The organism is Helicobacter sp. 11S03491-1, assembly GCF_002272835.1.
Taxonomy (GTDB): Bacteria; Campylobacterota; Campylobacteria; order Campylobacterales; family Helicobacteraceae; genus Helicobacter_J.
In genome coordinates this window covers 1-20,868 of record NZ_MLAO01000008.1, presented here as the reverse complement: position 1 = coordinate 20,868, position 20,868 = coordinate 1, and the positions used below count along the sequence as shown (strand labels likewise).

The following is a 20,868-nucleotide window of genomic DNA, read 5'->3' as shown; positions in this document are numbered from 1 at the left end:
GCTAAATTCTACCTAAAATTTTATCATATTAAACAAATAAATTATTATCTATCTTATTACTATTCATTTTATCAAAATAGTCTTAGCATAAATGAATAAAATAACTTGACATTATTAGACTAAACTTATATAATACTACCAATATAAATCTTGTTTCCAAAAAAGGAGTTTTCAATGAATATATTTGAAAAAATGACCCATCAACTTAAAGAAACTCTCGATCAAGCTGTTTCCTTAGCACTCCATGGTAAAAATCAAGAAGTAGATACAATCCATTTAATATGGGCAATGTTAAGCAATACTCAATCTATTCTCAATCAAGCTCTACATAAAATGAATATTGATAAAATTGCCATCGAATTAGAAGTCAAAAGTCTGGCAGATAAGTTGCCAAAAAGTTCAAATATTACCAAAGAAAATATTACGATAAGCAAAAATCTTCAAGATAATCTCAATCAAGCTGAAGGTTTAGCTACCAAAAATGGCGATAAATATATTGCTTTAGATACTTTTATTATCGCCAATATTAAAACAGAAATTTTTACTCAAGTTTTTAGAAAATATTTGGATTTGACCGAACTTAAAAAAACTTTGGAAGTTATCCGTGGAGGGACAAAAATTCAAAATGAAAACGATGATTCCAATCTGGAATCTCTTGAAAAATTCGGGATAGATCTCACAAAAAAAGCTCTGGAAAATACCCTTGATCCTGTAATTGGCAGAGATGAGGAAATCTCTAGAATGATGCAAATTCTCATCAGAAAAACCAAAAACAACCCTATTTTACTGGGAGAACCCGGTGTAGGTAAAACAGCTGCTGTAGAAGGTCTGGCACAACGAATTATCAAAAAAGAAGTCCCTATTTCTTTACAAAATAAACGTGTTATTGCACTTGATATGAGTGCCCTTGTAGCAGGGGCAAAATATCGAGGAGAATTTGAAGAAAGACTTAAAAAAGTCATTGAGGAAGTCAAAAAAGCCGGAAATATTATTCTTTTTATTGATGAAATTCACACAATTGTAGGAGCAGGCGCTAGCGAAGGCAGCATGGATGCAGCCAATATTCTTAAACCCGCTCTTGCAAGAGGAGAACTCCACACAATAGGAGCTACGACACTCAAAGAATATCGTAAATATTTTGAAAAAGATGCTGCCCTTACAAGAAGATTCCAACCCATTAATCTCAATGAGCCTACAGTAAATGAAGCACTTCAGATTTTACGTGGGATCAAAGAAAAACTTGAAGCACACCATAATGTCAATATTACAGATTCAGCGTTGGTAGCAGCAGCAAAATTAAGCAATCGTTATATCACTGATCGTTTCTTGCCGGATAAAGCAATAGATCTCATCGATGAAGGTGCAGCAGAATTAAAAATGCAAATAGAATCTGAACCCACCGAATTATCTCGTATCAAAAGACAAATTCAAACATTAGAAGTTGAAAAACAAGCCCTCAATATGGAAAAAAAAGATACTAACAAAACAAGGCTTGAAGAAATAGATAAAGAACTCAGCAATAGCAATGAAGAAAGAAACCGCCTTGAAGCGCAATTTGAAAATGAAAAAAATGTATTCAAAGAAATTGCCCAAACCAAAAGCAATATTGACTCCCTCAAAAGAGAATCCGAACTTGCAAAGAGGGAAGGAAATTACAACAAAGCTGCTGAAATCGATTATAGTAAAATCCCCGATCAAGAAATCAAAGAAAAGGGATTGAATGAAAAATGGGATAAAATGCAAGCAAGCGGGACATTGCTTAAAAATGCCGTAACAGAAGAGAGTATTGCTAATATTATTAGTCGATGGACACAAATCCCTGTAAAAAAAATGCTCCAAAGCGAAAAAGATAGAATTTTGGGCGTTGAAGATGAGCTTAGAAAAAGTGTGGTAGGACAAGACAAGGCGCTTAAGGCAATTTCAAGAGTCATCAAAAGGAATAAGGCAGGTCTTAGCGAAGCCAATCGTCCTATTGGAAGCTTCTTGTTTCTAGGACCTACAGGTGTGGGCAAAACCCAAAGCGCCAAATCACTTGCGCAATTCTTATTTGATACAGATAAAAATCTTATCCGTATAGATATGAGTGAATATATGGAAAAACACGCTGCCAGCAGACTTGTAGGTGCTCCTCCCGGATATGTAGGGTATGAAGAAGGAGGACAACTTACTGAAGCAGTCAGAAGAAAACCTTACTCGGTTGTATTGTTTGATGAAATAGAAAAAGCTCATCCGGATGTATTTAATATTCTTTTGCAAGTTCTTGATGATGGACGTTTGACTGACAACAAAGGAGTAACTGTTGATTTTAGAAATACAATCATTATTCTTACAAGCAACATAGCTAGCGATAAAATTATAGAAATCAATGACGAAAAAGAAAAAGCTGTTAATGAAGCGCTTAAAAAATACTTCAAACCTGAATTTCTAAATCGTCTGGATGACATTATCATCTTCAATCCATTGGATATTGAGGGTATTGTAAAAATTGTAGATATTATGTTTGAGGGCATTGCAAAAAAAGTCATCGAAAAAAATATTTCCTTGCAACTAACCCCACAAGCCAAAGAATTTATTGCCAAAGCAGGTTTTGATCCTGTCTATGGAGCCAGACCACTCAAAAGAGCCTTGTATGAAGAAGTAGAAGACAGATTGGCTGAACTTATTTTGGAAGGTAAGGTTGCAGAAGGTAATAAAGTGCTTTTTGATCTCAAAGATAATGAAATTTTTCCTCAAATTAGCTGATTTTATGGTTTAGTTTGCAAATATTATTTGCAAACTAAACCACTCTCAGAGTAAGATAATATCAAGATGATATAAACTTTATAATCTATCAATTAACAACTCAAACTCTAAGTATTATCAAATAAACACCATGAAATCTCATATAAAAAATAGAGTTTATTTTGTAAAATATTACAAAAACCAAGAATCATGATTTTAAAATGTAAAAGTCTATACCTTGATTTATATGGCAAATTTTATAAAAATACCATCACTCTTATCCGATATGAAAGAGCATATATTTCTCATTAAAACCTTACTCCGTATGGAGAATTTTAGATTTTACTTAAGCACCATTGAGATAACCCACAACAATAACCACCCCCAGTCCTAGAAAAAACGATATCCAAAGAGGTTTTTTATGTTTGGAATGGTGTTTGACCATTAAAATTCCCGTCAAATAAAATATCGCCAAAGCAGCTCCAAAAGCAATACCTAAAACATCAAAATACCATTTACCTTGCCCAAAATGCAAAGACATTAAATACCGAATAATATTTCCTTTATATACATCAATTTTTATTTTTCCATCAGATTGTGAAATTCGGGCATAATTAGCCATTAAGCCTATCTGAATTCTATTTTTTGCAAAACTCACATCCATATTTCTAAATTTAATATTCTTTTCATGCAAGAATTTCAAGCCAAAATCTGCTAATTCTTCTTTGGTGAGCTGTTTTTCAAAATCCACTTTGTAAGTACTAAGATCCTTGCCCCCGCTATAATGTGTCAGATAAAGAATTCCTGTAACTGCATACAACAAAGCAAAAGGTAAGAAAAATATACTTAAATATATATGAATTTTTTGATAATTTTTTTTCATCACAAGCCCTTATAAAATAAATTATTTGAACCTGGATTGTATTTAAAAATTTTAAATATCCAACATCAAAAACTTCAATATCTTTGATATCTGCAATTTATTTATTTTTATCAAATAAAGTAAATGATAATGTGCTAAATATAGTATCTTTATCTGATTTTATGGTATCTTTTGAAGATTCAATACTCCAAGTTGCAATTACATTTAACCCTGTATTTCTAATTTTAAAAGTTGCATAACCATTTTTGTCTGTTTTGATTTCATGATGGACATCGCCAATAACATCCGGAACAACAACAGCATTTCCAAAAGGCTTCCCATTTTTGAGAACCAAAACTTTCAACTCATCTCCTTGCTTGAGACTCCTAGGATCAACCTGAGGAAGTATTTCAAGTTCAATAGCCTTATTAGCTTTGGGTTTTTTGATAAGAATCATTGCTTTTTGTTTCTTAAGCATTTTTTGTTGGTTGATATAACTAACGTTATATTGTTTGGCAAACATTGAATTTTTTACTCCGGGAACTTCATTTTTAGGTTTTTTGACATAGTTTCCATTGGCATCTTGGGAAAAATATGCCATTGCATATGCTGTAATAACCTGTACGGAGTCATCAGGAACAAGGGATACAAAAGTCTCATTCACTTGAGTGCTTACTTTTCTTTCTTTTTGATTTTCATCATAACCTTTTACTTGTTGAAGCGTTTGGGCATCAAAACGATTATCCCAAGGACCCTCTCCATAGACAATCTCAATCATATCTGATCTCATTGCAGTCCAAATGCCATGAGCATAAACACTTGAAATGCCCAACACTGCCAAAAACATTATTATTGAAATTTTTTTCATTATAAATTCCTTTATTTTTATTAATTTAATAATAGCTATTATTACTATTATTAATCAAATCTTACTCAAAAGAATACATCTTTGTCAATAGGATAAATCATGCGATATTTTTAATGAAATAATTGATGAAATACTCATAAAAAATTTTAAATCTATTCAATAAAAATTAAATTAATTATAAGAATTAATATTATATATTTTATATTGACTCTTAATCAAGAATAATCAATATAAGGATTGAGCATGAATATTTTAATGACAAAAATAAATAAAAAATTTTTGATGATGGGCTTATTATTCCCTTTTAGTTTGTTATACCCTCTAGAATCAAATCTCACATCCGAAAAAAGCTACATTTTGAAAAAATCTGTTGTTTCTGCAAGCGGTTTTGCCCAAGATATCAGAGATGCCCCTGCTTCTATCTCCAGTATCAGCGCTCAACAACTTCAAGACAAGCCCTATAGGGATCTTGGAGAAGCGATCTCTAATATTGCGGGCATTAGCACTAATGAAGAGATTACCGGTCCTACAGGCTACAACATATCCATACGTGGAATGCCTGCACAATATACTCTCATCCTTGTAGATGGGAAAAGACAAAATGTTACCCCGGCTGCCTTCCCTAATGCCAATGATAGTATTTTTTCCTCTTTTATGCCTCCGGCAGCTGCGATTGAACGTATTGAAGTAATTAAAGGTCCTATGAGCACACTCTACGGAAGTGATGCCATTGGAGGAGTAGTAAATATCATTACCAAAAGAAATTTTAAATCATGGACAAGTAGTTTCAATTTTTCCGGCACACTACAAGAAGATAAAGCTTTTGGCAATCTTTATACCGGAGGTTTTTATACATCAGGTCCCCTAGACAATGCCAAAAAATGGGGATTGTCTCTCAGAGGATTTGAATCTTATCGCGCTTATGTATCTGCTAATAATCTAAGCATTATCCCTACCCCGCAAGGTCCCCCAAAAGAAATCGGCAAAACCATGATTGTTGGAGGTATGGAATCTAACATCTACAATATTGGAGGAAGAATTTCTTATTCTCCTGCTAAAGAAAACTATATTTATTTTGATTATGACAGGGTGCAATATTGGCAAAATAAATATCCTGGTAAAAAACCTTATGCCTCTGCTCCTCAGACTTTTAGCAGGAATAATTATATCCTCACCCACTTGGGAGATTATACCTTTGGTCAAAGCAATACTTCAATCCAATACAATTCTACTGTCTATAATGGAAGAACTTATGTAAAAAATGGAGTTACCAAAGACAGAGGGCTGCGAGGAGATGATGTGCTGGGGAATACAAAATTAATACTCCCACTAAATTCAAGCCAACTGGTCATTGGAGGAGAATATTGGTTTTCTTCCATGAGTGATGGCATACTGGAACAAAGTATCCAATCACGACTTATTTACCAAAACAATATCAGTCTTTTTGCAGAAAATGAATTGAGTATTTTAGATAATCTTATCTTGACACTTGGGATTTTAGAAAATTATAACTTTGCCTTTGGATTTAATACTTCTCCAAGAGCCTATCTTGTTTATAATGCTCTTGAAAGTCTCACTTTCAAAGGAGGCTTTTCTACAGGATACAAAGTCCCAACAGCAGCGCAACTTATTGATGGACCCAATGGAATGAGTGGCACAAGTTCTCTTACACGAATTCTTCATGGCAATCCAAATCTCAAACCTGAAAACTCTCTAAACTTTGAAATAAATGCCCTTTGGGAAACCCCTTATACCAACATAAACCTGGGTGCTTTTTATAATAAATTTAGCGATAAGATTATTGATGGCAAAGAAGGGGCAAAAGTTGGGCTTGGAGAAGCTATTCCCGTTGGCAGTCATAAAATCTGCAGCACAGATGGATTTAGATCTCAAGGGATTACAAATTGTTTCTACCCCATCAACATTGATGAAGCTATTGCTTATGGAGGAGAAGTTACTTTTGAAATTTATCCCATTGATATAAAAATAGGCACATTAGGTCTTAATCTCAACTATGCTTTTACCAAAACAGATCAGACAAAAGGCAAAAACAAAGGGAAGCCTTTGTTAAATATCCCCGCTCACAATCTCAATGGCTCTCTTAATTATCTTTTTACAGATATATTGGGTCTGTATATAAGAGGGGAATTTTATGCCCATCAGCCAAAATCAGCTCCAGGCTGGCTACTTACATCAGATTATGGTGTTTTTAGCTATGAAGAACTCAAAAAAGCCTACCCTGCGCTCAAACCATTTTTTAATAGCTATTTTTTAATGCACATAGGAGGACATTATCAACTTAACTCCAGTATAAAATTACATTTTGGAATTTATAATCTTTTGAATCAAAAATTTTCTGATTGGTTTAACGTCCCTCAAAATAGCAATACAACACAAGTCAATAACTATAACTATGTCCATGAAGGTAGGAGATATTTTTTAAGCCTGAATATGGAATTTTAATGAATATTTTTAGAAATAAATTGTCTGTTTTATCATGCTCAAATGGGGGTTAACAAGTGATTGGATGATTTGATAAAATAAACTACCCCATAAGGAGCAAAAAAATCACGCGCTGCTAAAGGGTTGATAATCTCATCCTCTCCCCCTAAATATACTTCAAGCTTGATACCTTTATCTTTGATTTTTTCAAGCTTTTTTTTATCCCAAACATAATAAAGCAAAGCTTCAAGTTCAGATATTTCTCCTTTTTGGATGTATTTTTGCATTCCTTGAGATAATCCTATAGAATGCAAAAAAGCCTGTATATAACTATCAGAATCCCTATTAAATGCCAAAATTTGGAGTCGTTTATAAGCTTGAGTTTTATCTTCAAAAAATGCCGGAGAAAATAAGGCAAGTCTTTGCACTCTTTTACCTTCACAAATACGCCTATAAGCTTCATCAAAAGCTTTTTGCGCTCCATAACTAAACCCACTCAAATCATAAATCCCCTTAGGTAAAAACCTCTTAAAAAGGACTTCCTCATGATGGAAGCAAAACCCGCTAAAGAACATCTTGCATCATTTCTCTAATGGTATTTTTATTGAGTTTTTCTTTTTCAAGCAATTTTTTTGAAAGAGTAAGAATAATTTCTTTTGAATTATTCAAAAAATCTTTTTGTTCATTATAAGCAAGATTCAAAATCTCTGAAACATCAGCGTCATTTGTAATAAGTCGTTTAGCCATACCATATTCTTCACACATATCCTTAGCAATTTTTATTGCCTTTTTTATGTCTTCTTTGGCATAGGTATATTTTTCATCAAAGATGAGTTCTAAGGCAATAATCCCACTTAAATAAACCTTGATTTTATTGGTCATTTCACTTTTGCCCACCACCTCTTTATCCCTATCAAGTAAAAAATCCGATATTAATGTAACCTTATCAAAATCAATATCAAACCAATATGCGCTAATAGCCTTAGCTGATTGGTAAACAGAAAGAATATTTTTTTCTTGTTCATCAAAACTAAGAATTTTCTTTTTGCCTAAAATAACTTTATCTTTCACATCAATAATATCTCTTAACTGAATAATATCACTGCCTCTTTTGAGGGCATTCAAAGCGCTTTCATTGATGAGAGAGGCAATACTTGCACCACTAAATCCCACGCACATTTTAGATACTTCTAAAAGATTAAAATCATATTTTTTATGACGGAGATAAACTTCAAGGATTTGTATTCTCTCATCCAAATCAGGAAGTTCTACATAGATCCTTCTGTCAAATCTCCCACTTCTAAGCAAGGCTTCATCAATGATTTCCATTTTATTTGTTGCCCCTATGACAATCACGCCCCCACTATCCTCAAAACCATCCATTTCTGTAAGCAATTGATTGAGGGTAGCTTCTCTTTCATCATTACGATTACCTCCTCTTGCCTTGCCAACTGCATCAATTTCATCAATAAAAACGATTGAAGGCGCTTTTGCTTTTGCTTTTGCAAAAAGCTCACGGACACGCTTAGCACCCATGCCTACATAGATTTGGACAAAACTGCTCCCGCTTTGATAAAAAAATGGCACACCTGCTTCTCCTGCTACTGCTTTGGCAATCATAGTTTTCCCCACTCCCGGAGGTCCAATAAGCAAAACACCTTTGGGCAAAGAAATTCCTAAATCTTGGTATTTTTTGGGATTTTTAAGATAATCAATCATTTCAACTAATTCTTCTTTGACCTCTTTGATACCCGCGACATCTTGAAATTTCACTGAAGAATTAATAGGTACAGGCAGGATAAAGGCGTCATTTTTTTGGGTATTTTCTTGAAATAAATGTGTTTCCATCAGAGGTTTTGAAGTATTGTTTTGAGATGTTTTTTTGCTCATCAAATTCAATGCCCTCAAAATTACAGCAATCCCAATAAGCGCTAAAATCATCATTCCAATATCCGAAAAAATTTCTGAAAAATCCATATGCGTCTTCATTCTAATAGGAATATTTTTTAATTCCGAAAGATCAATGCCGGCTCGAAGTACCTTAAAAGATTTTTGATTAGCATCAAAATAAATATAATAATCATCTATTCTTGCATTTTTTAAGGATTGAGATTTTAAAATATTTTCAAAACTCTCAGCGCTGATTAATACTGAGTTGTCTTTAAACAACATAAATACCACTAAAACAATCACAACCAATAAGCCCACAATCCCAATCATTAAATTCTTAGATTTCAACACAATTTACCTCATCTAATACCTGATAATTCTCAACTTCTAACCATTTTGATTCCAAAGGTGTGCAGGTATGGATTTTTATTTTATTAAAATATTGATCTAGCCCGTTATAGATACTATTTTGAGTATTCTCAACTAAAATATGCAAAGTCTTTTTTTGTTCTTTTAATTTTTTTCTAAAAGCAAGATTTTTTGATTTTATCAAAGCATTTAATTGCTGCAATCTTTCTTTAGCAATAGCTCCATTTACAGGAGGTTTCATAGAGGCTGAGGGGGTATTATCCCTAAGGCTATAAATAAAAGGATGGATATGGGTAAGAGGCAAGGATTTTATATTTTCTAATGCCCGATCCCAAATGCTCTCATCTTCACCGGGATGTCCCACAATAAAATCACTCCCTAAGGCAAAGCCTTTTTTGGCGATTTTTTCCAAAAGCAAATAATCACTCTCAAAACGATTTTTCCGATTCATCTTCATAAGCATAGAATCCTCTGTATATTGCAACGCGATATGAAGATGTCTTTCCAAAATATCTTGGTCTAAAAGCTCTAGAAATTCTGCCTCAATTTGGCTGGGCTCCAGACTACCTATGCGGATACGCCTAATACCATCAATATTCATAATTGCTTTGATAAGTTTAGCAATATTACTCCCCTTATCTTTACCATAACTACCTACATTTGTCCCGGTAAGCACTACTTCAGAAATTCCGGATTGCCCAAGCATTGAAATTTGTTCTAAAATCTTTTTTTCTTCCATGCTCCTGGCTTTTCCACGCACAAGAGGAATCACGCAATAACTACAAGCAAAATCACAACCCTCTTGGATCTTGATAAATGCCCTGGATTTTCCTACAAATTCACTCACAAGGGTTGTATCTAAATGCAAACCATCTAAGTCATCATCATAAAAAAATTTATTTTCTTGCTGCAAAAAATCATCAATTTTTTCTTTAAGACTATGTCCAAATACTCCAAATGTCATATCTTTTTCAAAAAGATTTTTCCCCTGTGTTTTTACCCCACACCCTGTAAAATAAACCTTTTTACCCTGCATATATAATCTATTAACATAGCTCCTCACTCCACTATCTGCGCCATTAGTTACTGTGCAAGAATTTACAACAATAATATCTGCGCAATCCTCATGATCCACACATTCAAAATTCTTGATATTTTCACGCATGACTTGTGTATCAAAAAGATTTGTGCGGCATCCAAAAGTCTTAAAAAATACTTTTTGCATATTAATCTTTCTCATCATCTAAAGGTATATTTTGGATCTTGCTTGGCTTATTTCCAAATCCATCTGTTCCATCTTTGACTAATTTAGTTGTTGTATAAGCTATAAAAATATCAGGCTCTTGCAAAAGAGAATCGATAATTTCTGCTGAAATAGTGCTCCGAAGCGTGAGTGTAGAATAAGCATTTGTTTGATACCAAACTGAGATTTTTATTCCATTTGCTTCAATGAGACTAAAGGTTTTAGGCTCTATGTTGCCATTTCTTAAAGAATATTTATCCCTCATTTTGTTCATTTGTTTGCGAGTAATTTCTGTATAACCTTTAGAATATTTTGTTGCCACTTCTGAGGCAATAGCCAAAGCTTTTTTATAATTAGAATCAAAAGTAATGCTAAAATCTATCCCATCCCAAACCGTTTTCATCCCTCCATGAGTATAATTAGCAAACATCGTTGTAAAAATATAATTATTAGGTACAAAAACAATTCGTCCTGCACGTCTGTTCTCTAAATATGTCGTTAGTGTTACATCTTCATGCATAGTAATACGTAGCATAGAAATATCCAGTACGTCTCCCACATAAGAATTTCCTTCCTTGCTGACGCGTATTCTATCCCCTACATGCACACTCCCTCCAATTACAATTACAAACCAACCCAAAATGCTCATAAACAAATCTTTCATGGCAATCGCCAATCCGGCTGAAGCAAACCCAAGTACCGCAACCAGATAAGTTACATTTTCCAAATATGCAAATAACAAAATCAAAATAATAATACTGATATTAAAAAAATTGATAATTTTACTAGCTGTGTAAGCACGTTCATTATCATGAATATAGCGTCTAACAAATACTTTTAATACCAAAGCCAAACCAATGCTAATAACAATAGCCAAACCAATAACAATTAATTTAAATATCTGTGCTTTAATTTGCAAAGTCAATTTTGCGATAATATCATCGGCATCTTTATTATAAATATCCATTGTTGTATTGAGAATATTTTGAGCGCTTTGGAGCTCTAATCGCTTTGTTCTGATTTGCTGTATTTCTTGGGTGGTCTGTTTTGTCTTCTCTAAAACAGAAAGTTCTTTTAAAAGCAAATATTTTTGATCCAAATCTTTTAAAATCCCTTCAAGATTTTTTTGATTTTTTCTCAGAAGGGCTTTTTGATTCTCTAAATTTTTGATAAAAGAAATACCTCCAATAATAGCAAATGGGTTAGAAATATTAGGAATATCAATAATTTGAGGTTTTTCAATAAGTTCTTTAAAAGGATTGTTTTTGTATTCATCTAACAATTCCTCTTGACGTTCCAGGGTCTCTAATCTGGAATTAAGAGAGCTGATTTTAAGCAAATCTGTATTTTTTGAACTTTTTAAATTCTTGAGTTCTTTTTTAATACTTTCAATTTCAGCATAAATTCGGTGATAGGTTTCGAAATTATCATATTTTTTAAGCCAAATACTATTGTTTGACAAAATTTTTTTATCAATACTTTCAATTTCAGATTTTAAATTTTGGACTGCAACAATGTTATTTGCCCCATAAATTAATCCGACCAATAAGCCAACTAAAAAAACAATTCTCAAGTCTTGCTCCATTTCTTCAGAATCTCTAAAATATCTTTTTTTAATATATTATCACATATTATCTTATCGCCAATACTATTGGGCAAAATAAATTTAATTTTTTGATGATGAGATTTTTTATCTAAAAAAAACTTATCGTAAAATGCCTCTATATCTTCAATACTATATTTTAAATCCAAACTATATTTTTCTAAAAGCGCATGTATTCTCTGAAATTCTTTCTCATCTAAATATCCCAAACTCAAAGCCAATTGGTTTGCCATTTTCATTCCAATAGCCACAGCCTCGCCATGCAAAAACTGCGAATAATTAGTTTCATTCTCAATAACATGTCCAAATGTATGTCCATAGTTAAGTGCTGCACGAATCCCTTCTTCTCTCTCATCCATAGATACAACATTAGCTTTAATCTCAATACACTTAGCAATAGCAGTTTGAAGATGGTGGGGGTTATCAAGGCTATTTTGTTCCAAAAAAACAAACAAATCCTCATCAAAACAAACTGCCATTTTAATCATTTCTGCCACACCGGCTCTAAACTCTCTGGGGGGCAAGCTTGAGAGAAAATCAGGACAAATATAAACCACGCTGGGTTGATGAAAAACACCTATAAGATTTTTTCCAAATTGATTATTAACCCCTGTTTTTCCTCCTACTGATGCATCTATTTGAGCAAGTAAGGTTGTAGGGACACTTACAAAATCAATCCCTCTGTGATAAATCCCACTTGCAAATCCAACCATATCACTCACTACACCCCCACCTAAAGCTATCATCAAAGATTTTCTATCCAATCTGGAACTAAAAGCAACTTCAAGAATATCTTGAAGGGTTTCTAAAGTCTTATAATTTTCACCATCCGGAATAATGCTTACATAAACTTCATCAGCTTGAATGTGTTTTAATAACCTATCTAAATACAATCCGGCAACTTTTGGATTGCTTATTACAAGCACCTTTCCTTTGTGAGTAATATTTTCAAGGTTACCAATTTTAATAGGATATTCTTTATTTTGAGTGCGAAGGAGTATTGTTTTCATTTTTTCACTTTCATTGAATGATTTCATTCTGTAATAGGTATAAAAATCTGTGGGTTATTATCCAGCATAAAAGATATTTTTTCCACTTTTGTAGAAGCAAACCAAAAAAATCGAGTTCTTGTAATGCATGCTTCAAAAGGCAAAACATGCAATACAGGTTGCTTAGTTTCTTTCAAAAATAAAATCGGATTTTTAGAATTGGTACGATTGAGTTTGATTTTTTTGTCAAAAATACGTGCAAGATTTTCATAATCTTGGGCAATTTGAGTCTGATAATGTCCATCAGGATCAAAATCATACAACATAATCTCTAATTTCATTTGAATAGAAATATCAAAAATAATTGATGAAATATTTTCCTCCTTACTCATTTCTTCATTTAAAATAACCACGCTTTCTTTTACGGATTCTATTCCTCTTGGGCATGTTTTTAACACAGGTGTGGTAATTTTAAATAACGCTTTGCGACGATGACGAGAACTAAAAATTTCTTTACCAATTACAACTAAACCAATCTTTTTTTGGCTATCTTCTTTAAGCTTGCGACTAAAATTGGATCCTTGATAATCTAAAGACACATTCACATCGGCTTCATCTAGGGATTTTATTTTTCTAAGTAATTCAAAATTAGCAGGATTTAAAACGCGTATAAAAAGCTTATCACTTCTAATATGTCTATGAATATATAAAGCTTGTTGGATATCACGCATTACAGATTTCTCTGATTGTAAAAGGGTATCTACATAAACATATATATCTTTTCCAAAAGGAGCAGGAAATTGACCGATATCACTTTTTATCTGACGATAAACATTATCAAGCACTTTTGGATCTCCGGCAACCAATAAAACATCAGTAGGTTGGATAACAATCGAATAACTGCTTAGTATAAATTCACCACTCCGATAAAGCCCTACAATTTTGTAATTTTTTTGTTGGATAGAACCGATATGACGATAAGCAAATACACTCCCAAAGGGCACTCCAATCTCCATTACTTCACCCTGCTCCAGACCGAAACCCTGCGGGATTAAAGGCACATTTGGAAGTCTCGCAACCAATCTTCCGGCAATAGTTTTTGCTTCATCAATCAAAACAACCTTATCGTCTTCAAAAATTTTAGGCAATGTAATTTCATCTTCATAAGCGCTCAAAACAATCCGAATATCTTTATGCCTGCTTTTAATAATTTCATAGACAATCTCACGTTCTTTTGGATTCTCCATAACAACAAACACATCACTAATATCATTATCTATAGCATTTAGAAGCCTATAAGAAGATGTTGGATCAAAAACTTGGAAATTAAATGTACTGGGAATTTTATCAGGGAGAAAATTTGAATCTTTTAAAATAACGATGTAAAGATTGTTGCTAAAATATTTTTCTAACACTGTCTCCAAAAATTTTTTTGCTACAATTCCATCAGCAATTAAAACAATTTTTTTCAAAAATGCCCCTTTTAGATTTTATATTTTTTAAGTTTCCCTTGTGAATCAAATAAGGTCTATCATTATACCAAAAGGTTTAAAATATGAATTTCAGAATTGATGCCACAGATAAACTGGCAAGAGCAACTACATTCAAACTTGCTCACTCTAATGTCCAAACACCAATTTTTATGCCCGTAGGCACACAAGCATGTATCAAGGGGCTTGACACACAAGATGTTCAAAATCTTCTTCAAACCAATCTCATTCTTGCTAATACTTATCATCTTTATTTGCGTGTCGGAGAAAAAGCCATCAAACAACTTGGAGGAATCCATGCTTTTATGGGATTTGAAGGGAATATTTTAACAGATAGTGGGGGATTTCAAGCTTTTAGTCTCAGCAAAAACATGAAAAAATGCGAAGATGGAATTGCCTTTAAATCACATATTGATGGAAGTAAGCATTTCTTCACTCCTCAAAAAGTCCTCGATATGCAATATGCCATTAATAGCGATATTATGATGGTACTTGATGATTTGGTGGGGTTACCTGCCCCCAAAGAACGTATCAAACTTTCAATTGAAAAAACCACCCAATGGGCAAAAGCAAGCCTACAATACCATATAGATCAAAAACAACGCGGATTAGCCCAAAATAATCATCTTTTTGGAATTGTCCAAGGAGGAGTAGATAAAGAATTTCGTATTTTAAGCGCCAATTCTTTAAGAGAACTTGAAGATTTTGATGGATATGCGATTGGGGGATTAGCTGTAGGGGAAAAAACCCAAGAAATGTATGAAAGTATTGAATGGACAACTCAATGTCTCCCCACCGATAAACCCAGATATTTAATGGGGGTAGGCACTCCTGAAAATATTATTGAAGCTATTGATAGAGGAGTGGATATGTTTGATTGTGTCATGCCCACCAGAAATGCCAGAAATGCCACTCTTTTTACTCAAAAAGGAAAAATCAGCATTAAATCTTCCCGATACAAGCTTGATGATACCCCTATTGATACCTCTTGTGATTGCTATACATGCAAAAATTATTCAAGAGCTTATTTACATCATCTTTTTAGATGCAATGAAATAACTTATCACCGCCTTAGCAGTATTCATAATCTCTATTATTATCTGCAACTTACAAAACAAGCAAGAGAAGCAATTATCAAAGGTAAATTTCAAGATTACAAAAAAAATTTTTACGATAGGCTCTATTGTGAAGCTTAATACATTTATTCCTCAAGATCCCAAAAGCTAAAATCTCATTAATTTTATAAATTTTTATCAAAAATAATGAAGAGTAATAACTTCTATAGAAAATAAAATCTTAGAGGTTTTTATTATCATTGTTAAGCAAAAATTGATTATCATGTCAAAGAAATATGGAATTAAAATTAGGAATTAATTCTTTGGAAGGAGATAGAATGCAAAATTTTATTAGCGATTACAAACAAACACAAAATATCCGAGAACAAGAGGGTATCCCTCCACTACCCCTAAATGCAGAAGCAGTAAAAAATATAATTGAAATTCTAAAAGATGTTTCTGCAAGCAAAGAGGACAGAGATTTTGCCAAAGAACTCTTGATTGAGCGAGTAAGTCCGGGCGTTGATGAAGGGGCGAAGGTAAAAGCTGAATTTTTAGGCAAAATTGCCAAAGAAGAAGTTATATGTAAAGATATTTCTGCCCTAGAAGCTATCAAGTATTTAGGCACTATGCTTGGAGGGTATAATGTAAAATATCTCATTGAGGGGATTAAACATACCAATGAAGCTATTGCTAAAGCCTCCGCAGAAGCATTAAAATATACTTTACTTGTATATGAAGGATTTGATGAAATTGCCGCCCTTAGCAAAACGAATCTTTTTGCAAAAGAAATTATCCACTCATGGGCGGATGCACAGTGGTTTTTAAACAGACCTCCACTCCCGGAAACCATGGAAATGTGCGTGTTAAAAATTGATGGAGAGACCAACACGGATGATCTTAGTCCGGCAAGCGATGCTTTTAGCAGGAGTGATATTCCTTTACATGCCAAAGCCATGCTTAAAAACCGCATCGATAATTATGAAGAACGTCTTAAAAATATCAAATCCAAAGGTATTCCTGTAGCCTATGTAGGAGATGTGGTTGGAACAGGGAGCTCAAGAAAATCAGCTTGCAACTCTATTATGTGGCATTTTGGGCATGAAATCCCCTATGTTCCCAACAAAAAAACCGGCGGGGTAGTGATTGGAGGGGTGATTGCACCGATTTTTTTCAATACTTGCGAAGACAGCGGGGCATTGCCTATTATCGCTGATGTCAAAGACATGAAAGAAGGTGATATTATCAAAATCTATCCCTACAAAGGCATCATTGAAAAAGACAACAAAACAATCAGCAACTTTACCCTCACACCCAATACTATTGTTGATGAAATACGAGCAGGCGGTCGTATTTCACTTATTATCGGCAGAGGATTAACTAACAAAGCAAGAAAATTCTTAGGACTGGGGGAATCTGAAGTCTTTGGGAAACCTGTCATTCCGGAAGACACACATAAAGGCTATACCTTAGCACAAAAAATCGTAGGAAAAGCTTGTGGTTTAACAGGAATACGAGCAGGGACTTATTGCGAACCTATAGTTACCACCGTGGGAAGTCAAGACACAACAGGAGCCATGACAAGGGATGAAGTTAAAGAATTGGCAAGTTTGAGTTTTAATGCTGATTTTGTTTTACAAAGTTTTTGCCATACTGCTGCATATCCCAAACCTGCTGATATTAGTTTGCAAGCAAGCCTTCCTGAGTTTATGACCACACGTGGAGGAGTTGCACTCCGTCCAAAAGATGGCATTATCCATTCATGGATCAATCGTATGTGTCTCCCGGATACATTAGGCACAGGAGGAGATAGCCACACCAGATTCCCTATTGGCATAAGTTTCCCTGCAGGAAGCGGGCTTGTAGCCTTTGGAGCTGTAACAGGTTCAATGCCCCTGAATATGCCGGAATCTGTTTTGGTGCGTTTCAAAGGCAAACTAAATGCAGGGATCACACTTAGAGATTTGGTCAATGCAATCCCTTATTATGCGATCAAACAAGGCTTACTTACCGTAGAAAAAAAAGGAAAGAAAAATATTTTTAATGGACGGATTTTGGAAATTGAAGGCTTAGGAGATATTAAAGTGGAGCAAGCATTTGAGCTTAGCGATGCAAGCGCAGAAAGAAGCGCCGGGGCTTGTAGTATTTTACTTAACAAAGAACCCATTATTGAATATTTGCAATCCAATATTGAGCTGATAGAAAAAATGATTGCTGATGGCTATCAAAATGCTACAACCTTGAAGCGTCGCGCAGATAAAATGCGTCAATGGATTGACAATCCTGTTTTGCTTCAACCTGACAAAGATGCCCAATATGCTGCCATTATTGAAATTGATTTGGCAGATATAAAAGAGCCTATTTTAGCTTGTCCTAATGATCCGGATGATGTAGCTACTCTAAGTGAGATTCTTCTTAATCCCCAAAGACCACATAATATTGATGAAGTCTTTATTGGAAGTTGTATGACCAATATTGGTCATTTTAGGGCTTTTGGAGAGATTATCAAAGGGACAGGTGTTTCACCCGCAAGAGTATGGATAGCTCCCCCCACAAAGATGGATGAAAAACAACTCACAAAAGAAGGTTATCTCTCAATATTTGGCGCTGCAGGTGCAAGGATGGAAGTCCCCGGCTGCAGTCTCTGCATGGGGAATCAAGCACGAGTAAAAGACAATGCTGTTGTATTTTCTACTTCTACAAGAAATTTTGATAATCGTATGGGCAAAGGAGCGCAAGTATATTTAGGAAGCGCTGAACTTGGTGCGGTATGCGCTTTGTTGGGTAGAATTCCAAGCGCAGATGAATACCTCAAATTAGTCCCTCAAAAGCTTGATCACAAAAAAGAAAATATTTATAAATATTTAAATTTTAATTTAATGGAAAATTTTAGCCTATAGTCTTAATAAATAACAAAAAATCTAATAGCCTTTTAAGAATTCCTATTTAAAAGAAGAAAAATGCTAGAAATTTGTAATATTTTCAAGATACAACAAAAAGATTTGGAAAATCAGAAATTGTATTTTTATACTATGATAGCCGGAATTTCAAAGTTCAAGGATTTTAGAGGGTTTGCAAGTTTTTTTAGAAAATCACACCAGAGGTTTTTACATTGATACAAAAGCTAAAAACTCTCTCTTTATTTAAAAATATTGATGATTCGCTTTTGGGCATTGTGCAAAATTTTAGTAAAATCAAATTCTATCCAAAAGATTTTATTTTATTTTATGAAGGAGATATACTGGATCATGTTTTGTTTTTATTAAGCGGATCGATTAATATTTATAAATTCGATCGCTTTGGTAATAAAAAATATCTCTATAGTATCTATGCCTCTAAAGAAGATAAGGATGATTTTTTGGCTATCAATGATATTGGTTTTACCCAATTGGAAACTTTTGGTAATGCTTGTGTTTATGAAAATAGCGAAGTTTTAAGTATTGATTATAAAAAACTTATAGATCTTGCCAAACAAAATAATGATTTATTTTTAAATCTATCCCAGCAAATTGTTTGTAAAAATGCGGTACTTAATGAAATCATTATGCGTGATATTGTTTTTGATGCAATTGCAAAACTTGCCTATATGCTAGATAAAAATCTCTATCGTTTTAATTTTATACAACGTCAAGAAGTTGCCTATCGGCTTAATATCCAACCTGAAACACTTTCCAGAATTCTCAAAAAACTTAAAACAGATGGCATTATAGAGACCAATGAGAACGGCAGTGTTTGTATTATTGATAAAAATAGATTACAAGAAATTTACAAAATATAGGAATAAAATGAAACTCGCTTTTAAAAACCCCATTTCCTCCAGACTTGCTGCAATTGCAGGGACTACTTTTATCGTAGTATTCATTGTGATGACTACTAATATTTATCTTAACAAAGAAAATCTTGCCTTAAGCGGTATTCTCAATAGTTTCAACCAACAAATACGTCTTTCTCAAACCATACTTAAAGAGACATATTTACGTAACTATAAAAATAGTAAAGATTTTAATGAACTTAATCAAGAAATGAAAAAATTTGAAGAAAAATTTAATGCTTTATATTATCAAGATAATATTGATAGCTTTTTTTGGCTAGATAAAAAAAATGCTAAAAGACTATTTGATGAGTTGCACACACAATGGCAAATGTTTAATAGCAATATCCGATCTTATCAAATTGCCGGAGCTAATTTATTTGTTGCCAAAAAGTTTCTTACCGCACACAATAAAAAACTCTTGGATCTGAGTGATAATATTGTTAAAGAAATGCTTAAAGCCAAATTTTCACAAGCACAAATCAATCTGGCAGGTAAGCAAAGAATGCTTTCTCAAAGAATGTCTTATCAACTCACCGTTTATACAAATACTCAAGAAAAAGAAATTTACAATGAATTTTTTAGATCTTTTGAGGCATATCAATCTGTAATTTTAGATTTCTACACTTCCCCTATTTATAAAACCAACCAACATTTATATAATGCCATCAAACAAAATTATGATTTTTGGCAAGAATACGCCTCCTATATCCATCAGGTTTTAACAAATCAAGAAGTCCTCAATACATCCTTGGACAAGATTAATGATTATGGAGGAGAACTCATAGAAAATCTTAAAAATATTTATAGTATTTATGACAAAGCTATCATAAAAACAGAATTGATATTCCATGTCTTTCAATATGTCGCAGTTGCAATGATTCTAGTAGTCATATTTGGGCTTTTATTTACTGCTTTTTGGGCTAAAAAACAAATTAAAAACTTCCTGGAATATTCCAAGGAACTCAGCATTGACAATCCTCCGCCCATTAAAATTGATGAGGATACAGAGCTTGCACAAGCAAGTAGAAATATCAATGATTTTATCCAACGTATTAAAAAAACTAAAGAAAACTCTCTTCTTGCTCAAAAACTTGGTGAACAAATCCATAATGAAATCTCAAATATTAGCACAGAAATCAAAGCGCATATGGAAGAAAAAGACTTAAGCCAAGAAGATAAAGAAAAAATCTATAAAGAAATTGGAATGAGTGAATACATTGCCATCCAATCTGGCGACGAACTTATTAATATTACTAAAAAACTTGAGAAATTAAATGATTCTATTGATAAATCCATTTATATTTATACTCACTGTCTAAATTGTAAAAATACCGGTGTAGATACTGAGATTAAAAGCAATACCAAAGACAAAAAAGCTTGAAATTACCCTTCAACATTATCAATCTTCAAAAAAGCTTGGGCATTACCTGAAGCTGAAGTAATATTCCCCACACTGCTTTGAGTGAGGTTTACCTTAGCCAGGGTTTGAGATAAATTCAAATCCTTGAGGGCAGAATTTTTT

General features: G+C 33.4%; 14 protein-coding genes. 6 read left to right on the top strand and 8 right to left on the bottom strand.

Features of this window, described 5'->3' with window-relative positions; translation table 11 throughout:
- Window positions 1-174: 174 nt before the first annotated feature.
- Entirely contained in the window at window positions 175-2,742 is a 2,568-nt protein-coding gene (locus BKH45_RS06250; RefSeq protein WP_095274633.1) for an AAA family ATPase, read from the top strand.
- A gap of 325 nt (window positions 2,743-3,067) precedes the next feature.
- Here the strand turns inward: BKH45_RS06250 and BKH45_RS06245 are convergent, their stop codons facing one another.
- Together BKH45_RS06245 and BKH45_RS06240 are read right to left on the bottom strand one after the other, a co-directional pair.
- Entirely contained in the window at window positions 3,068-3,604 is a 537-nt protein-coding gene (locus BKH45_RS06245) for a PepSY-associated TM helix domain-containing protein (protein WP_095274632.1), read from the bottom strand.
- Between the two features lie 97 nt (window positions 3,605-3,701).
- Window positions 3,702-4,451 (bottom strand): DUF4198 domain-containing protein, encoded by a 750-nt coding sequence (locus tag BKH45_RS06240; RefSeq protein ID WP_095274631.1) that lies wholly within the window; start codon window positions 4,449-4,451, stop codon window positions 3,702-3,704.
- 243 nt (window positions 4,452-4,694) lie between these two features.
- Here BKH45_RS06240 and BKH45_RS06235 point away from each other — a divergent pair, with 243 nt between their 5' ends.
- Window positions 4,695-6,914, top strand: coding sequence for a TonB-dependent receptor (locus BKH45_RS06235; protein WP_095274630.1), 2,220 nt, complete (start codon window positions 4,695-4,697; stop codon window positions 6,912-6,914).
- Between the two features lie 38 nt (window positions 6,915-6,952).
- Here the strand turns inward: BKH45_RS06235 and bioV are convergent, their stop codons facing one another.
- The 6 genes from bioV to BKH45_RS06205 are packed head-to-tail and all read right to left on the bottom strand — an operon-like array spanning window position 6,953 to window position 14,459.
- Window positions 6,953-7,468 (bottom strand): pimelyl-ACP methyl ester esterase BioV, encoded by a 516-nt coding sequence (gene bioV, locus BKH45_RS06230; protein ID WP_095274629.1) that lies wholly within the window; start codon window positions 7,466-7,468, stop codon window positions 6,953-6,955.
- Window positions 7,458-9,113, bottom strand: a complete 1,656-nt coding sequence (locus tag BKH45_RS06225; RefSeq protein ID WP_095274684.1) for an AAA family ATPase — start codon at window positions 9,111-9,113, stop codon at window positions 7,458-7,460. The genes bioV and BKH45_RS06225 overlap by 11 nt, the downstream gene beginning before the upstream one ends.
- A 7-nt stretch (window positions 9,114-9,120) precedes the next feature.
- Window positions 9,121-10,377, bottom strand: a complete 1,257-nt coding sequence (mtaB, locus tag BKH45_RS06220) for a tRNA (N(6)-L-threonylcarbamoyladenosine(37)-C(2))-methylthiotransferase MtaB (RefSeq protein WP_095274628.1) — start codon at window positions 10,375-10,377, stop codon at window positions 9,121-9,123.
- A 1-nt stretch (window position 10,378) separates the two neighbouring features.
- Window positions 10,379-11,962 carry a mechanosensitive ion channel domain-containing protein gene (locus BKH45_RS06215; protein ID WP_257874510.1) on the bottom strand — a complete coding sequence of 528 codons (1,584 nt, stop codon included), beginning with the start codon at window positions 11,960-11,962 and terminating at the stop codon, window positions 10,379-10,381.
- A gap of 2 nt (window positions 11,963-11,964) precedes the next feature.
- Window positions 11,965-13,008: a 3-dehydroquinate synthase gene (aroB, locus tag BKH45_RS06210; protein ID WP_095274626.1), complete on the bottom strand. Its 1,044-nt coding sequence runs from the start codon at window positions 13,006-13,008 to the stop codon at window positions 11,965-11,967.
- 23 nt (window positions 13,009-13,031) lie between these two features.
- Window positions 13,032-14,459, bottom strand: a complete 1,428-nt coding sequence (locus tag BKH45_RS06205) for a TrkA C-terminal domain-containing protein (protein ID WP_095274625.1) — start codon at window positions 14,457-14,459, stop codon at window positions 13,032-13,034.
- Between the two features lie 83 nt (window positions 14,460-14,542).
- Here BKH45_RS06205 and tgt point away from each other — a divergent pair, with 83 nt between their 5' ends.
- The 4 genes from tgt (at window position 14,543) to BKH45_RS06185 (ending at window position 20,727) form a co-directional block, all read left to right on the top strand.
- Complete coding sequence (gene tgt / locus BKH45_RS06200; protein WP_095274624.1) at window positions 14,543-15,673, top strand: tRNA guanosine(34) transglycosylase Tgt; 1,131 nt, start codon at window positions 14,543-14,545, stop codon at window positions 15,671-15,673.
- A 197-nt stretch (window positions 15,674-15,870) separates the two neighbouring features.
- Window positions 15,871-18,432, top strand: coding sequence for a bifunctional aconitate hydratase 2/2-methylisocitrate dehydratase (acnB, locus tag BKH45_RS06195; RefSeq protein ID WP_095274623.1), 2,562 nt, complete (start codon window positions 15,871-15,873; stop codon window positions 18,430-18,432).
- Window positions 18,433-18,644: 212 nt separating this feature from the next.
- The gene (locus BKH45_RS06190; protein ID WP_095274622.1) at window positions 18,645-19,310 is read left to right on the top strand and encodes a Crp/Fnr family transcriptional regulator; all 666 of its coding nucleotides are present in this window, start codon (window positions 18,645-18,647) and stop codon (window positions 19,308-19,310) included.
- 7 nt (window positions 19,311-19,317) lie between these two features.
- Window positions 19,318-20,727, top strand: a complete 1,410-nt coding sequence (locus BKH45_RS06185) for a type IV pili methyl-accepting chemotaxis transducer N-terminal domain-containing protein (RefSeq protein WP_180675681.1) — start codon at window positions 19,318-19,320, stop codon at window positions 20,725-20,727.
- The last annotated feature ends 141 nt before the right edge of the window (window positions 20,728-20,868 follow it).

What these genes read in the sequence shown, in the direction of transcription:
- BKH45_RS06250 (WP_095274633.1), top strand. Translation starts at nt 175, where the DNA reads ATGAATATATTTGAAAAAATGACCCATCAACTTAAAGAAACTCTCGAT.
- BKH45_RS06245 (WP_095274632.1), bottom strand. Translation starts at nt 3,604, where the DNA reads ATGAAAAAAAATTATCAAAAAATTCATATATATTTAAGTATATTTTTC.
- BKH45_RS06240 (WP_095274631.1), bottom strand. Translation starts at nt 4,451, where the DNA reads ATGAAAAAAATTTCAATAATAATGTTTTTGGCAGTGTTGGGCATTTCA.
- BKH45_RS06235 (WP_095274630.1), top strand. Translation starts at nt 4,695, where the DNA reads ATGAATATTTTAATGACAAAAATAAATAAAAAATTTTTGATGATGGGC.
- bioV (WP_095274629.1), bottom strand. Translation starts at nt 7,468, where the DNA reads ATGTTCTTTAGCGGGTTTTGCTTCCATCATGAGGAAGTCCTTTTTAAG.
- BKH45_RS06225 (WP_095274684.1), bottom strand. Translation starts at nt 9,113, where the DNA reads ATGATTGGGATTGTGGGCTTATTGGTTGTGATTGTTTTAGTGGTATTT.
- mtaB (WP_095274628.1), bottom strand. Translation starts at nt 10,377, where the DNA reads ATGCAAAAAGTATTTTTTAAGACTTTTGGATGCCGCACAAATCTTTTT.
- aroB (WP_095274626.1), bottom strand. Translation starts at nt 13,008, where the DNA reads ATGAAAACAATACTCCTTCGCACTCAAAATAAAGAATATCCTATTAAA.
- tgt (WP_095274624.1), top strand. Translation starts at nt 14,543, where the DNA reads ATGAATTTCAGAATTGATGCCACAGATAAACTGGCAAGAGCAACTACA.
- acnB (WP_095274623.1), top strand. Translation starts at nt 15,871, where the DNA reads ATGCAAAATTTTATTAGCGATTACAAACAAACACAAAATATCCGAGAA.
- BKH45_RS06185 (WP_180675681.1), top strand. Translation starts at nt 19,318, where the DNA reads ATGAAACTCGCTTTTAAAAACCCCATTTCCTCCAGACTTGCTGCAATT.